At 65.2% G+C, this 13580-nt stretch carries 15 protein-coding genes; 10 read left to right on the top strand and 5 right to left on the bottom strand.

Features of this window, described 5'->3' with window-relative positions; translation table 11 throughout:
• The first annotated feature begins 254 nt into the window (after nt 1-254).
• The 4 genes from DAAJ005_RS15035 to DAAJ005_RS15020 all read left to right on the top strand — a co-directional run bounded on the left by DAAJ005_RS15035 (nt 255) and on the right by DAAJ005_RS15020 (nt 4189).
• Entirely contained in the window at nt 255-995 is a 741-nt protein-coding gene (locus tag DAAJ005_RS15035; protein ID WP_226342459.1) for a hypothetical protein, read from the top strand.
• Between the two features lie 301 nt (nt 996-1296).
• Nucleotides 1297-2325, top strand: a complete 1029-nt coding sequence (locus DAAJ005_RS15030; RefSeq protein ID WP_151847816.1) for an ATP-grasp domain-containing protein — start codon at nt 1297-1299, stop codon at nt 2323-2325.
• Entirely contained in the window at nt 2322-3437 is a 1116-nt protein-coding gene (locus DAAJ005_RS15025; protein ID WP_151847815.1) for a phosphoribosyltransferase domain-containing protein, read from the top strand. The genes DAAJ005_RS15030 and DAAJ005_RS15025 overlap by 4 nt, the downstream gene beginning before the upstream one ends.
• Nucleotides 3410-4189 (top strand): HAD family hydrolase, encoded by a 780-nt coding sequence (locus DAAJ005_RS15020; protein ID WP_151847814.1) that lies wholly within the window; start codon nt 3410-3412, stop codon nt 4187-4189. Before DAAJ005_RS15025 ends, DAAJ005_RS15020 begins: the two co-directional genes overlap by 28 nt.
• A 9-nt stretch (nt 4190-4198) precedes the next feature.
• Here the strand turns inward: DAAJ005_RS15020 and DAAJ005_RS15015 are convergent, their stop codons facing one another.
• Nucleotides 4199-5350 (bottom strand): mannose-1-phosphate guanylyltransferase, encoded by a 1152-nt coding sequence (locus DAAJ005_RS15015; RefSeq protein ID WP_151847813.1) that lies wholly within the window; start codon nt 5348-5350, stop codon nt 4199-4201.
• A gap of 220 nt (nt 5351-5570) precedes the next feature.
• Here DAAJ005_RS15015 and DAAJ005_RS15010 point away from each other — a divergent pair, with 220 nt between their 5' ends.
• The 5 genes from DAAJ005_RS15010 to DAAJ005_RS14990 all read left to right on the top strand — a co-directional run bounded on the left by DAAJ005_RS15010 (nt 5571) and on the right by DAAJ005_RS14990 (nt 10095).
• On the top strand, nt 5571-6629 hold the full coding sequence (locus DAAJ005_RS15010; protein ID WP_151847812.1) for a glucose-1-phosphate thymidylyltransferase: 1059 nt from the start codon (nt 5571-5573) through the stop codon (nt 6627-6629).
• Nucleotides 6626-7216: a peroxiredoxin gene (locus DAAJ005_RS15005; RefSeq protein WP_226342458.1), complete on the top strand. Its 591-nt coding sequence runs from the start codon at nt 6626-6628 to the stop codon at nt 7214-7216. Before DAAJ005_RS15010 ends, DAAJ005_RS15005 begins: the two co-directional genes overlap by 4 nt.
• 70 nt (nt 7217-7286) lie before the next feature.
• The gene (locus tag DAAJ005_RS15000; protein ID WP_151847811.1) at nt 7287-7889 is read left to right on the top strand and encodes a DUF177 domain-containing protein; all 603 of its coding nucleotides are present in this window, start codon (nt 7287-7289) and stop codon (nt 7887-7889) included.
• A 2-nt stretch (nt 7890-7891) separates the two neighbouring features.
• The gene (moaC, locus tag DAAJ005_RS14995; protein ID WP_151847810.1) at nt 7892-8383 is read left to right on the top strand and encodes a cyclic pyranopterin monophosphate synthase MoaC; all 492 of its coding nucleotides are present in this window, start codon (nt 7892-7894) and stop codon (nt 8381-8383) included.
• A 68-nt stretch (nt 8384-8451) separates the two neighbouring features.
• Nucleotides 8452-10095: a polymer-forming cytoskeletal protein gene (locus DAAJ005_RS14990; RefSeq protein ID WP_226342457.1), complete on the top strand. Its 1644-nt coding sequence runs from the start codon at nt 8452-8454 to the stop codon at nt 10093-10095.
• A 69-nt stretch (nt 10096-10164) separates the two neighbouring features.
• Here the strand turns inward: DAAJ005_RS14990 and DAAJ005_RS14985 are convergent, their stop codons facing one another.
• The 3 genes from DAAJ005_RS14985 to DAAJ005_RS14975 all read right to left on the bottom strand — a co-directional run bounded on the left by DAAJ005_RS14985 (nt 10165) and on the right by DAAJ005_RS14975 (nt 11373).
• The gene (locus DAAJ005_RS14985) at nt 10165-10518 is read right to left on the bottom strand and encodes a type II toxin-antitoxin system PemK/MazF family toxin (protein WP_151847808.1); all 354 of its coding nucleotides are present in this window, start codon (nt 10516-10518) and stop codon (nt 10165-10167) included.
• Nucleotides 10519-10627: 109 nt separating this feature from the next.
• Complete coding sequence (locus DAAJ005_RS14980; protein WP_151847807.1) at nt 10628-10870, bottom strand: hypothetical protein; 243 nt, start codon at nt 10868-10870, stop codon at nt 10628-10630.
• Nucleotides 10871-10983: 113 nt separating this feature from the next.
• Nucleotides 10984-11373: a helix-turn-helix domain-containing protein gene (locus tag DAAJ005_RS14975; protein WP_029477988.1), complete on the bottom strand. Its 390-nt coding sequence runs from the start codon at nt 11371-11373 to the stop codon at nt 10984-10986.
• A 347-nt stretch (nt 11374-11720) separates the two neighbouring features.
• Here DAAJ005_RS14975 and DAAJ005_RS14970 point away from each other — a divergent pair, with 347 nt between their 5' ends.
• On the top strand, nt 11721-11972 hold the full coding sequence (locus DAAJ005_RS14970) for a hypothetical protein (RefSeq protein ID WP_029477987.1): 252 nt from the start codon (nt 11721-11723) through the stop codon (nt 11970-11972).
• A gap of 57 nt (nt 11973-12029) precedes the next feature.
• Here the strand turns inward: DAAJ005_RS14970 and DAAJ005_RS14965 are convergent, their stop codons facing one another.
• Nucleotides 12030-13568, bottom strand: coding sequence for a carboxypeptidase M32 (locus DAAJ005_RS14965; protein WP_151847806.1), 1539 nt, complete (start codon nt 13566-13568; stop codon nt 12030-12032).
• Nucleotides 13569-13580 lie beyond the last annotated feature (12 nt).

Below are 13580 nucleotides of genomic sequence, written 5' to 3'. Positions count from 1 at the left end.
GGCCAGCGGGATGGATACAGCGCAGGGACGGTCTGGGAGGCACAGACTCAGGCTGGGCCAGGCGGACAGTAAGGCTTGCATTTGATCGTGAAGACGGCGACTGGCCTCCGCTGGATAAGAGGCATCTAAGGGGGAGTTAAGTTACATTATAACCAGACTCGGGGACAGCCGTCCAATTCCAGCGTCATGTCTGCGTTAGACGCTCTAAACTGCCCCCTGATGCCCGTCTCCTTCCCCATTCCCCGCGAGGTGCTGTGACGGCCCCGGACCAGACCAGCGAACTGGACCCCCATCTGGAGCGGGGGCGCAAGCTGCTGCACCTGTACCGCCGGGGCGTGGGCGGCGAGCGTACCAACGCCGGACGCCTGCTGCTGACCCACCTGAAGACCCAGGACCTGACCCTGTATGACCTGGATGCCAGCCTGCCCGTGTCTCAGGAACTGGCCGATCTGGACAACTGGCGCGAAAGTGCGGCGCTGCTGGCCCGCATCGGCAAGCCTGGAGAGGAAGACGTCTTAACCCGCCTAGTAGACGCCACGGACCTGACCGAAACCGAGCTGGCGCGGTTGCTGAAAGCCGTGGACACCGAGACGCTGGTGGATGTGCGCGCCGACGGCTGGGCCTACACCCACGGCGGAAATGCCGATGACTACCGCTGCGCCGCCCGGCGGGTGCTGCCCTCCGTGCTGCTGGCGGGCCGGGGATCGCTGGCAGACCGCCTGCTGGCCGCCACGCTGCACCAGCACCATCTGCTCACGCATCCCGAGCGCAACATCCGCGCGGCAGACGAGTTGCAAAAGCGTGTGCTGCTGGGCCTGATCTTCGGTCTGACCGGACACCGCGCCGAGGCCACCGCCGAGGGCGTGCGCGCCCACCTGAACGCCGATCAACTGGCCCGCGTGCGGGCGCTGCTGGCCGGGCAGGGCGAACGCCTGAAAGCCGGGGCTTTGCGCCACGCCGAGGAACTGGCGGCGGAGGTGGGGCGCGGGGGGTAGGAGAGTGAGTGGCTGTTTTTCCGCGTAGCTCTCACGCAAACCCCTCTCCTGCGGAGCTGTACCAGCCAGTCTGCTTTGCAGCCAGCTCCCCTCAAGGGGAGCCAAGATACGCCACTGGCTGGGCCATCCAGCAACTCTTGCCTCCCTTTTAAGGGGAGGTGCCCCCGGAGGGGACGGAGGGGTTTTCGTGGGAGCTACCCCAGAAAGCCGACTTGCCCACTCCTTTCCATCTCCCTTCTGAAGCATTCCCATCAAGTCCTGCCGATCCTCTGTCCCACACACCCCACTTCCCGGAGCCACCATGAATGTCCTGTTCACCAAAAACTTCAGCGTCACCGCCGCCCAGCTTCACGCTCTGAAAGGTTCGCGGTATGCGGTCTGGGCCAGCCACACCGATCCCGGCCACGGCATGCTGGCGGCGGCGGACCACACCTTTCTGGAACCGCGCGGATTGCTGGGCGACGACTACGCCGCGTGGTTGCTGGACGCCTGCGTGCGCCACGGCATTGATCTGGTCATTCCCGGCAAGGAACGCGAGCGGCTGGCTAGCTGGCAGGAGAGCTTCGCGGCGGCAGGCGTCACCCTGATCACGCCCGCCTTGGAGACCACCCAGCGTCACTTGGAACGCAAGGACGAGTTTTTGCGTGACTGGCACACCGATGTTCTGCCTATTCCTCGCTGGACCACCTTTGACAGCCTTGCCAGTTTTGATGACGCGGCGGCGACGTTGCGGGAGCCAGGGGTGCGCCTGTGCGTCAAGCCCGCGCGGGGCATCTACGCCAGCGGCTTCCGGGTGCTGATGGACACGCCGGACCTGAAATCGTTCCTGGGCGGCGAGCTGTATCAGATGAGCCACGCGGCGGCACGCGAACTGTTTGCCTCGGGTGAATTGCCCACCATGCTGCTGATGCACACGCTGGAAGGCGCTGAGCGTAGCGTGGACTGCGTGGCGTGGCAGGGCGAACTGCTGCGGGCCGTGGTGCGCCGCAAGGGCGGGGAAGGTCAGCAGATTGAGGACCGCCCCGATCTGGTAGAAGCTGCCCGCCAGATCACCGCACGCTACGGCCTCAGCGGCATTTTCAACTTTCAGACCAAGGACGGGCCGGACGCGGACGGGCGCAACCGCACCCCCAACATGCTGGAGATCAACGCCCGCGCCTCCGGTGGCCTGCGCTACAGCATGGCGGCGGGCGTCAATTTCCCGCTGCTGCTGCTGGACGCCGCCACGGGCGTGCTGGACCGCACCGCCATTCCGCCCGTCCAGACTGGCCTGCGCGTCGCGGAGGACAAGGTGGCCCGCGTCATCCATGAGCAGGAGGTGGCGGTTTGACCTCTGCCTCAACCTTCCACACGATCAATCTGCCCAGCGGCACCCTCAAGCTCTGGCTGGAAAACCCACATCCACCGCTGGATACGCTGCTGGATTACGCGGTGAGGCAGAACCCCCGGCGCGGCTTCCTGTTCGTCAGCCGGGTACTGGGCAAGCACATCCCAATCTCCCCAGGAGTCGCGGCGCGGAGTTATACACAGTTGGCGGCGGCCCTGCCTCCTCTGACGGCTCCCCATTTTATCGGGCTGGCGGAAACGGCCACCGCGTTGGGAGAGGGCGTATGCCGGGCGTGGCGCAAACTCCATCCAGACCAGACCGCCACCTTTCAGCACACCACCCGCTACCAGACCCGGCACCCGATCCTGCTGCGTTTTGACGAGCCGCATTCGCACGCCCCGGCCCATCTGCTGTATGACCCCGGCCCTGCCGCCCGCGCCGCCACGGAACTGGTGCTGGTGGACGACGAACTCTCCACCGGGACCACGCTGGAAAATCTGGCCCGCGAGTGGCGCAGCCTGCACCCCCACCTGCGCCGCGTGGTGATGGTCAGCCTGACCGACTGGTGTTCGTGCCGTGCCGAGATTGAGCAGAGGCTGGGCCTCCCCGTGACCTTCGTGAGCCTGACGCGCGGGAGCTATGAATTCATGCCCGCTGCCGACTGGCAGCCGCCCGCACTGCCTGCCGTGACTGGAAATGGTGCTGATAAATCGGCGTTGCTGCCCGCCAGTGGGCCGCGCTACGGAGAGGATGTGGAGTTGAGCTGGCCCGAACTGAACCTTTTATCCACAGACCGCGTGCTGGTGCTGGGAACGGGTGAATATCAGTATCCAGCCTTCGCGCTGGCGCAGCGGCTTGAGCCAGACGTGTTTTCCTGCGCCTTCTCGGCCACCACGCGCAGTCCGGTGCTGGAGGGGCTGGCGATGGCCCGCAAACTTAGCTTCAGTGACAACGTGGGGGACGGCATCCCCAATTACCTCTACAACGTGGACCCGGACCTTTACACCCGCATTCTGGTGACGTATGAGGGGCGCTGTCTGCCCGATCCGGCCCTGATGACGCTACTGGGCGACAAGGCTCAAGCTGTATGTCTCAGCCCACTGCACTCCTTGTGATCGTCGCCTTCACCGATCTGGACGACACGCTGTTTCAAACCCTCCGCAAGTTGCCGCTGGGGATGGAAGGGTTAACCCCGGCCACCCTGGGCCGCGATGGTCAGCCGCATTCGTTCTGCACGCCCGCGCAATCGGCCCTGCTGGCGCACTTCATCGCGAGTGGCATCACCGTGATCCCCGTGACGGGCCGCGATCCGGCAGCAATGGCGCGTGTGACGTTGTCCTTCACATCCTGGCGGGTGCTGGACCACGGCCTGACCGTGCTGCGGCCAGACGGTGAGGTGGATACCGACTGGCGCGGGCAGGTGCTGGAGGGGTTGGAACCGTTGCAAATCCCGTTGAATGACTGCACCGATGCCGTCACCGAACTTGCCGAGGCTCTGGGCTGCCGCCTGAGCCGTCACACCGCCCACGACACCCACTTCATGACTGTTCTCAAGCACCCGGACGCCGACGCGGGCAGCCTGGAAAGGGTGCAATTGGCGCTAGAAAACCATTTGGAATCACGCTCTTACGCTGGGTTGCATATCATCGCCAATGCCAACAATGTCAGCGTGCTGCCCCGTTATCTGGGCAAGGCCGAGGCGGTGCGCTACCTGCGCGGGCAGCATTTCCCAGACGCCACACTGACCCTGGCCCTGGGCGACAGCCTCAGCGATCTGGCCTTCATGAACGCCTGCGATCTGGCGATCACGCCGCCGGGTGGACAGCTCCTGCGGACTATGACTGCCGCGAAATTGCCCCAGCGCTAACACCTTTGTTCAGGCGAAGCGTTCCAGATCTGGGTGTTCCTTGAGCTGCTGCACCACGCGTTTGATGTCCTGGGTGCGGTCCTTGCGGACCACCAGCGTCACCTCGTTGGCACGCACCACCACCACGTCGTCCAGACCAATCGTGGCGATCAGATCGTCGCCGTTGGTGGTGTACAGGATCGCCCCCCCGGTGTCCAGACCCACATGGCGGCCCACCGCGACGTTCTCGCCCTCGCCTTTCAGCAGGCGTTCCAGCGCGTTCCAGTCGCCCAGATCGTCCCACCCGAACTCGGCGGGAATCACGCTCACGGCGTCCGACTTTTCCAGAATGGCGTAGTCGATGCTGATCTTGGGCAGCGTGGGGAAGGTTTCGCGCAGGGCACGGTGGGTCAGGCCCTGTGCGTCGGCGTTCATCGCGTTGCTGAGCTGCCCGTACATTTCCGGCTGATGCTCCCGGAAGGCGTCCAGGATGGCCGAGACCTTCCAGATGAACATGCCGCTGTTCCAGGCGTAGCCGCCGTCCGCCAGGAAGCCCTGCGCCGTCTCCGAGTCGGGCTTCTCGGTGAAGCGTGTGACTGCGTAGGCGGTGAATTCCTCGCCGTCTCCCATGCTCTCGCCGCGCTGGATGTAGCCGTAGCCGGTGGCTGGAAAGGTGGGCGTGATCCCGATGGTGACCAGTCGCCCGCTGCTGCTTGCCAGCGCAATAGCCTGCCGCACCACCCGTGAAAAGGTCTGGGTATCGGTGATGCGGTGATCGGCGGGAAACACCCCCATCACCGCGTCAGGCTGTGTGCGTCCGATTCGCAGGGCGGCGTACAGCACGGCGGGGGCGGTGTCGCGGGCGGCGGGTTCCACCAGCAGGTTTTCCAGCGGCATGTCGGGCAACTGCTCCAGCACCTGCGAGCGGTAGTCGTTGCCGGTGACCACCATCAGGCCTTCCAGGTCACCACACAGTTCCACCAGCCGGTCACTGGTGGCCTGAAGCAGGCTGCGCCCGGAGTCGTCCAGGGTCAGGAACTGCTTGGGACGGTGGCGGCGCGACAGCGGCCAGAAGCGTTCGCCGCTGCCCCCGGCCAGAATCACCGGAACGAATGGGGCGGCCTCTGGAGCAGAGGTCTGGCCTGGGCTGGGCTGGACCAAATTGGTCTGGGCAGTCTGCATAACTGGACTCTACAGTGCCAGAAAACGGCGTCGGCGCGTCTTGCGGTTCTGGGGGGTGGGGGAGAGGTGGCCTCCGCTTACCAGTCTGCGGCCTCATCAGTTTCAGGCTTTCCAGCGCGGTCTACTGTTCCGCAAGCCCTGAGACCGGGTCAGACTCTCCACAGGCACTCCCAAGGAACTGTCAGAAAGAAGTGGCAGGGCAGCCCCTAGACTGCGGGCCATGAAGGCCATCATCCCCGCCGCAGGACTGGGCACCCGCCTGCGCCCGCTGACATTTACCCGCCCCAAGCCCGTGCTGCGGGTGGCCGGGCAGCCGATCATCCGCCACGCCATCCGCACGCTGATGGCCGCCGGAATCACCGATATCGGCATCGTGGTCTCGGACATCACGCGCGGGGAAATCCAGCACGCGGTGCGCGAGATGCAGGGCGTGAACCTCACGCTGATCAACCAGCACGAGCAACTGGGGCTGGGCCACGCCGTCCTGACCGCCCGTGAATGGGTGGGCGACTCGGACTTCTGCGTGTATCTGGGAGACAACCTCTTCGAATTTGGCGCGAAACCCTTCGTAGACCGTTTTATGCAGGAGAAGCCTGCGGCCCTGATCGCGCTGGTAGAAGTCGAGGACCCCACTGCTTTCGGCGTGGCCGAACTGGACGGCGAACACATCAAGCGGCTGGTAGAAAAACCCAGGGTGCCCCCCAGCAATCTGGCGGTGGCCGGGCTGTACTGCTTCACGCCGCAGATTTTTAAGGTGCTGGAACACATGCCGCCCTCGGCACGCGGCGAATATGAGATCACCGACGGCATCCAGGGATTGATCGACGCCGGGCAGGCGGTGCTGGGCCAGCGCGTCGTGGGCTGGTGGAAGGACACTGGACGCCCGGACGATCTGCTGGACGCCAACCGCCTGCTGCTGGAGGGCCTGGAAACCGATATTCAGGGCACCGTCGAGAACTCGCGCATCTCGGGCCGGGTGGTCATTCCAGCCTCGGCGCGGGTGACGGGCAGCCAGATCGTGGGGCCAGTCATGTTGGCCGAGAACGTGGTGATCGAGTACGCCTATATCGGCCCGTTCACCAGCATCGGGCGCGGCAGCGTGATTCGCAACGCCGAAGTCGAACACAGCGTCATCGACGCCGAGGCGGTGATCGAGAACACCTACCGCCGCCTGCAAGACTGCCTGATCGGCGTGCGGGCGCAGGTGCGTGGGGGCCGCGAAATGCCGCGCACCCTCAAGATGATCATCTCGGACGCCAGCATTATCGAACTGGTGTGAGCGGGGCTGAGCTGGATAGGCTCGAACGGCTGCCGGAGGGTCTGGTGGCCCCAGTCGATGACGGGGCCTGTGACCATCTGCCGGGGCGCAGGCTGCCCGCTCTTGCGCTGCCCGCCACGGAGGGTCCGCCCGTTGACCTCTCCGCTCTCACCGGCCTGACCGTGCTGTATGCCTACCCACGCACAGGACAGCCGGATCAACCCCTGCCCACCGACTGGGATGCCATTCCGGGGGCGCGGGGTTGCACGCCGCAATCCTGCGCCTTCCGGGACCATCACGCCGAGTTGCAGGCTGCCGGGGCGCGTGTCTTTGGCCTCAGCACGCAGGGCACGGCTTATCAGGCCGAGGCGGCGGGGCGGCTCCACCTCCCTTTCCCGCTGCTGTCGGACGCTGAGTTGAGGTTTGCTCACGCGCTGAATCTGCCCACCTTCGAGGTGGACGGAATGAGCCTGCTGCGCCGGGTGACGCTGATCATCCGTGACGGCGTGATTCAGAAGGTTTTCTATCCCGTCTTCCCGCCGGACCAGAACGCCGCGCAGGTGCTGGCGTGGCTGGCGGAAAGCCACCCTGCCCCCGCCGTTTCGTAGGCCGCTTTGCTTACGGTCCTACCGTGCGTGGAACGCGGTTGCCGGACCCCACGCGCCCTATTATTAAAGGATGAGCGATTCTCCCCTGATTCACCTGGGTTCTCTGATGCGGTCCTCCGAGGACGCGCATGCCGAGGGCGAACTTGACCACCTGAACTACGAGCAGGGCGGCAAACCGCAGACCCTGACCTTCACCGAACCCGCGCCCTACGAGATCAGCGTCAACTCGCTGAGCGGCAGCGAGATGTACCTGCAAGGCAGCTTTGAACCCACCATCACGATGGACTGCGCCCGCTGCCTGCGCGAGGTAGAGGTGCCGCTGGAACTCACGCTGGGCACGTTAATGCGTTACGAGCCGTCTGCCGACGCGCCGTATCTGGAGGAAGCCGAAACCGGCGAGGAAGTGCTGGTTTTTGGCGATTCCACCCTGGATCTCAGCGGCTATCTGGCCGAGATGACGCTGATGTCCGCGCCCCTGAGCGTGGTCCACGATCCCGAATGCAAGGGGCTGTGCCAGGTCTGCGGTCATGACCTGAACGATGGTCCCTGCGAGCATATGGCGGCAGTTCCAGTGGAGGAAATCGACGATGATCTGGGCATTCCCCTGGGCAGTAGCCACGCCAAGCAGACCCCGTTCGCCGCACTGCGTGACCTGAATCTGCCGGAGGAATGAGCATGGCGGACCCTGCAACTCCCGAGTTGACCCACTTCCGTGATGGTCTGCCGCGCATGGTGGACGTGACCGACAAGGCCGCCACCACCCGCACCGCCACCGCCGAAGCCTGGGTGCGCCTGCCCGCAGAGGCCCGCGCGGCGCTGGAGGCCGGGACCAACCCCAAGGGTGATCCGCTGACCGTGGCGCGGCTGGCGGGGCTGGCGGGCAGCAAGCGCACGGCGGACCTGATCCTGCTGTGCCACCCGATCCCTGTAACGGGCGCGGACGTGCAGGTCACGCTGGAAGACGCGGGCGTGTACATCACGGCCACCGTCCGAACTACCGCCCCCACGGGAGTAGAGATGGAGGCCCTGACCGCCGCCAGCGTCGCCGCCCTGAACGTGTACGACATGCTGAAAGCCGCCAGCAAGGCGCTGGAAATTACGGGCATCCGGTTGCTGAGCAAGACGGGCGGCAAGAGTGGTGATTACTCTGCCCCACCGGCCCCCTGATATGCAGTCACCCTAGACAGCCGCCGGGAACTTTCGGGAATCCTCTATCGTAGGGGAACAATATGGGCATGGAGCGACACAACCGGGGCGAGGGGTCAATGGCTGACCCGTCCGACTGGCTGGAGTTGCTCCACCGCGAGGCTGAGGGTGAGCTGACCCCCGAAGAAACCGAGGCATTGCACGCGTTGCCCAATCAGGAAGAGGTGGCGCGCTGGCGGCTGCGGCTGGCAGCGACTACCGCCTATCTGAGCGCTTTGCCACCGCCCGGTCTGCCTGCCAGTTGCGCGCAGGATGTGGCCGCAGAAGTGGCTTGGAGCGTACGCCTAAGCGCATCTCAGCCAGAGCTGCCGCATTCGTTGGCGGACGCTGTGACAGCAGACATCGCTGCTGCCCGTCATCTGCAAGCCCAATCCATCCCAACACTTCCCTACAGTCTTGCGGCGGGTGTGGTGGGCGACATCCGGGCGGCGCGGCAACTGATGACGCCTCCCATTCCGTCCAGCGTGGCCGCCGCCGTCGCCTCTGACATCGCGTGGGCCGGGCGGGTGGGCACGCCTGCGCCTGTGCTGCCGCGTTCGGTGGCCGGGGCAGTGGTGGCCCGCATCGCCCAGCCGGAAGCGGAGAGCGTCCTAGCACCTCTCCCCAGCCTCGCCCCCATTTCACCCGCCGCAAACGGCTTCCTGGCTCCCCTCAAGCCCCGGCACAACCCGGCCCCGCTGGCGCTGGTGGTGGCATTGATGGCCGGGCTGACCCTGCTGGCCGTGACCACGGTGTGGCCCAATCTGGCCGCCGGGGCGCTGGTGTTGCGGACCCTATTGGCCCAGGTGTCGCCGCTGGCCGGGGTGGGGCTGGCGCTGCTGTTGCTCACCAGTGCGCTGGTCAGTTGGCGGCCCGGCCCAGTCATGCAACGGTTCGGGGCGGGGGCCTTTGCCCTCAGCGCGGTGCTGACCCTGCCCGCGCTGTACAGCGTGGCCGTTCATGGGGACGTGCGTTTCGGGCAGAACATCGTGGTCAGCGGGCCGGTGGACGGCAATGTGATCGCGGTGGGCGGGCATATCCGCCTGGAAGCGGGCGCGCGGGTCAACGGTGAGGTGGTCACGCTGCTGGGCGACGTGCGACGTGAGCCGGGGGCACAGGTCAGCGGGCGCGTGAATGCGCTGCTGGGCCACGCCCCCGGCGATCTGGCCGCGCTGGAAACGGCCCCGCCACAGGGCATCGGGATGGCCACCGCCGCTGCCTTCAGGCCGCTGCTGAGGTGGCTGGGCAGTGCCGCGTGGCCTCAGATTTTCGTCACGCTGACCGGGGGCGCATTGTTGCTGCTGTTCGTGGCGGGGCTGGCCCCCACGCTGGCCCGCCGCCAGCGCCACGCCCCCATGCGGACGCTGGCGCTGGGCGTGCTGGCGCTGACTGCGCTGGGTGGCCCCGCGCTGGCCCTGGCCCTGGCCGGGCTGCTGGGGCCTGCCCTGGTGGCCGCCGCGCTGGCCGTGGTGATCCTGGCCGTGGGCCTCAGCGTCAGCGCCTATGACCTGGGCCGCACCCTGGCCCGCCGCCTGCGCCTGCCAGTGCCCGACGCGGTGGGGGCGATGCTGGGCCTCAGCGCCGTGGCCGCCAGCCTCAGCGAGCCGCCGCTGGCCTTTGGATTGGCGCTGATTGGGGGGGCGTGGGGTGCGGGGACGTTGTTGCTGGCTAGGGGTGGGGTGCGGGTGGGTTGAGGGGTAGTCAGTGCAACTCCTCTCCAGGCTCCTACTTCGCTCTCCGCCCAAACTAGAGCAAGGGCAAAATTACAGCCCCAGATGCAGCCGAATCCTGCTGTCCAATTCGCGCATCAGATCTTCGGGAATGTGGCCCAGACGGCGCAATACGCGGCTGAGGGCCACACTGCGAAGCTGCTCCACCTGCGCTTTACTGTCGGCATCTAGATCAGTGCGTTCATTAGGCAGAAGCAGTTGAAAGCTATATACCCGCGCGGTGTTGCTGGTCAGCGGCACCACCGTAATCACGACATTCTGCGCGTTGGAAGCGTTGTTCGTGACCACCACCGCAGGACGGGTAAAGTCGGCCTCGTTGCTGCGGGCTGGCGAGAAATCCACCAGAAAAATGTCGCCGCGCCGGATCAGCCCTACAGCAGTTGTCATAAAAAGACCATTTTTACGACTGAGCGGAGCGAGTGACTTTTGTCGAGTAGGACGCAGAATGGAGTCACCGGAAGTCTTTTATTCCGGTGGCATAATTCGGAGAACTGCTCTAACGCCACAGCTTCTCGCCCTCGCCCGTTTCCAGCCCGTCGCCCGTCTCAAGATCAACGAACTCGCCAGAGCGGGCGTATTCGGCGTATTCCTGGGCCAGCAATTGTTCCTGCAAGGCCCGCAGTCCCAGCGCAATGATCTCGCTCTTGCTGGTGCCGGTGCGTTGCTGATAATCGTCGATGAAGGTGGCAAGATGTGGCGGCAAACTGGCGGTGATGCGCTGCGTCGTATCGTATGTCATAGACGCATACTAACATGCATACTTCTGCGCGCTGGTCCCTGTTATCTTCATGCACTCAAAGAAGAAAGGCCAGAGAACCACGTCTCCGGCCTTCTTTCCTTGCACCCTCAACCTTAATTCAGGATGCGCTTGAGGTGCAGGTAAATCTCGTACCAGTCGCCCTTGTCGCGCGGGCGCTTGCCACGCAGTTCGATGCGCGACAGGGTCTGCACCCAGTCGGGCGTGATCTGCGGCCCCAGCGTGGGATCGGCCACCAGATCGGCCAGTCCTTTGGGCATGGATCCCTCGGTGGACGCGCCGTAAAATTCGACGCCCTCCAGCAGATCATGAACCGTGATGGCGTAGGACGCCGCCAGGGTTTGCAGGGTTTCTAAGCTGGGGTTGGTGCGGCCACGTTCCAGATCGCTGAGGTACGGGACGCTGATCCCGGCGGTCTCGGCGACGTCTTTGAGCCGCAGCCCGCGTTCGCTACGGAGTTCGCGGAGTCTTTCGTGCAATTTCATGTGTCACCTCCTTGGCTGCGGCTTGGCCTCACTGGCTCTGCCCCTGCCCATATGACTGGACTTCGCGTACTGAACGCGGGAAAACAGATTCGGCGTGCCGCCTGGGACTGCTCTTTTTCTGCGGGCATGGCCCCAAGTGGGGGCGTTTGCCTGTGGGCAGAATCGGGCAGCCTTGGTTGGAGTGTAACACCGTTCCCCACTACGGTCAATACAGAATACGGGGGTAGAGTTCTTGCAGAGCCGCCCGCCGATCTGCTATAGTCGTAATCAGCAGAAGGTTTTCTCCAAAGTCGATTTTCCCAAACACTTCCCCTCGCGGCCCCTCGGGCTGGAAGGAGTCCACAGTTATGCGCGCACTGGACACGATTGCCGAGAGCATCCGCGTGGGGTACGTTCACCCCACCACCGTTTTAAACACCCTGATCGAAGTGGAAAATGACGGCGGCCTGCTGGCCGTGCGCCGCGTGGAGCGCCAGTTGTGCCTGGGCACCCACGCCCTGCGCGAACGCGGCCACCCCAACACGGCGCTGGCCCAGAGCTGGCTGGGCGCGGCCCGCGCTTATCTGGTCACGCAGGCCGAGCGCAAACAGGCAGTTTGAAAGGAAGAGGGAAAACGGCCCGGACGTTAAGTTCCGGGCCGTTCCCTTGTCTTGTGTCTAGCTTTCCGCCCCGTCCAGCCCGTAAATCTCGCTGTACTTCCTGTGCAGATACGCCACATATGGATCGGCGCTCAGCGGGCGTCCGGTGGCCTGTTCGGTGATCTGCGTGGGCGTCAGGCTGCGCCCGGACTGGTGGACATGCTCGGTCAGCCATGCCAGCAGCGGCGCGTATTCGGCGTTCTGAATGCCCTGTGCAATCGCCGCGTCCGCCTGCGCCGCCTCCAGCAATTGCACGCTCAGCAGGTTGCCCAGCGCGTAGGTGGGAAAATAGCCGATCAGCCCGGCGGACCAATGCACGTCCTGCAACACGCCCTGCGCGTCGTTCGGCGGGGTTAGGCCCAGGTACTCCTGCATCTTGGCATTCCACGCCTCGGGCAGCTCCGAGACCTTCAGGTTTCCCTCCAGCAGCGCCAATTCCAGCTCAAAGCGCAGCATGATGTGGAAGTTGTACGTCACCTCGTCGGCCTCCACCCGGATCATGCTGGGGTTGACGCGGTTGACGGTGCGGTAGAGGGTTTGCGCGTCCAGCCCGGCGGTGACCTCCGGCGCGGCTGCCTGAAACTGTGGGAAGTAGCGCTCCCAGAACGGCAGGCTGCGGCCCAGCAGGTTCTCGAACAGCCGCGACTGGCTTTCATGCACGCCCAGGCTCGCGCCGCCCGACACCGGGGTCCGCTCCCAGCGCCCGGAAACGCCGCGCTCGTACATGGCATGCCCGGTCTCGTGCCACGTTCCGAACAGGCAGGCGGGCCAGTACGGTTCCACCCGCGTGGTGATCCGCAGGTCCGAGCGGCTGAAATTGGTCATGAAGGGGTGCGCGCTCTCGTCCTGGCGGGCAAAGGAGCTGTTCAGCCCGAACGCCTCGCCCGCAATTTTCCACGCGAAGGCTTTCTGCGCCTCGGCGGGAAAGGGCCGCGTCAGCACGCCGTAATCCGCCGCGTCCTTTGCCGCCGCGATGCGCCTGAGCAGCGGTAGCGTTCGGTCCCGCAGGTCCGCGAAGATGGTCTTGACCGTCCCTGCCCGCATCCCTGGCTCGTAGTTGTCCAGCAGCGCGTCGTAGGGGTGTTCGTCGTAACCGCGCAGATCGGCCTCGCGGCGGGCCAGCTCCATCATCTGGGTCAGGTGCGGCGCGAACGTGGCGAAGTCGCTGCCTTTCCGCGCCGCGATCCAGGCGTGGTGCGCCTCGTTCTGGGCGCGGGTCCGCTCCTCCACGAACTCAGTGGGCAATTTGGTGGCCTTCTCAAAATCACGCCGCGCCACGCGCACGATGGCCTGATCAGTGTCGTTCTGCGGCGCGGCGGCGTCCAGCAGCTCACCCGTTTTTTCATCCGTGAACATCGCGTGGGTCAGGCCCGCCAGGGTGGACAGTTGCAGGCCCCGCACGCGGGCGGCCTCGTCGGGCATGCTGGTTTCCTGCTCCCAGGACATCAGCGCCTCCGCCGCGCCCAGATCAGAAACCTGGCCCAGACGGCGGCGCAGTTCGGTCATGGATAGCTCGGCTGTGGTGTCGGGGGTGGAACTGGACTGGGTTGTGGTCATGCTTCAGGGTAA

Source organism: Deinococcus sp. AJ005 (assembly GCF_009017495.1).
GTDB lineage: Bacteria > Deinococcota > Deinococci > Deinococcales > Deinococcaceae > Deinococcus.
Note: the sequence above shows the minus strand (reverse complement) of the source record. Positions and strands in the feature narration are given on the sequence as shown.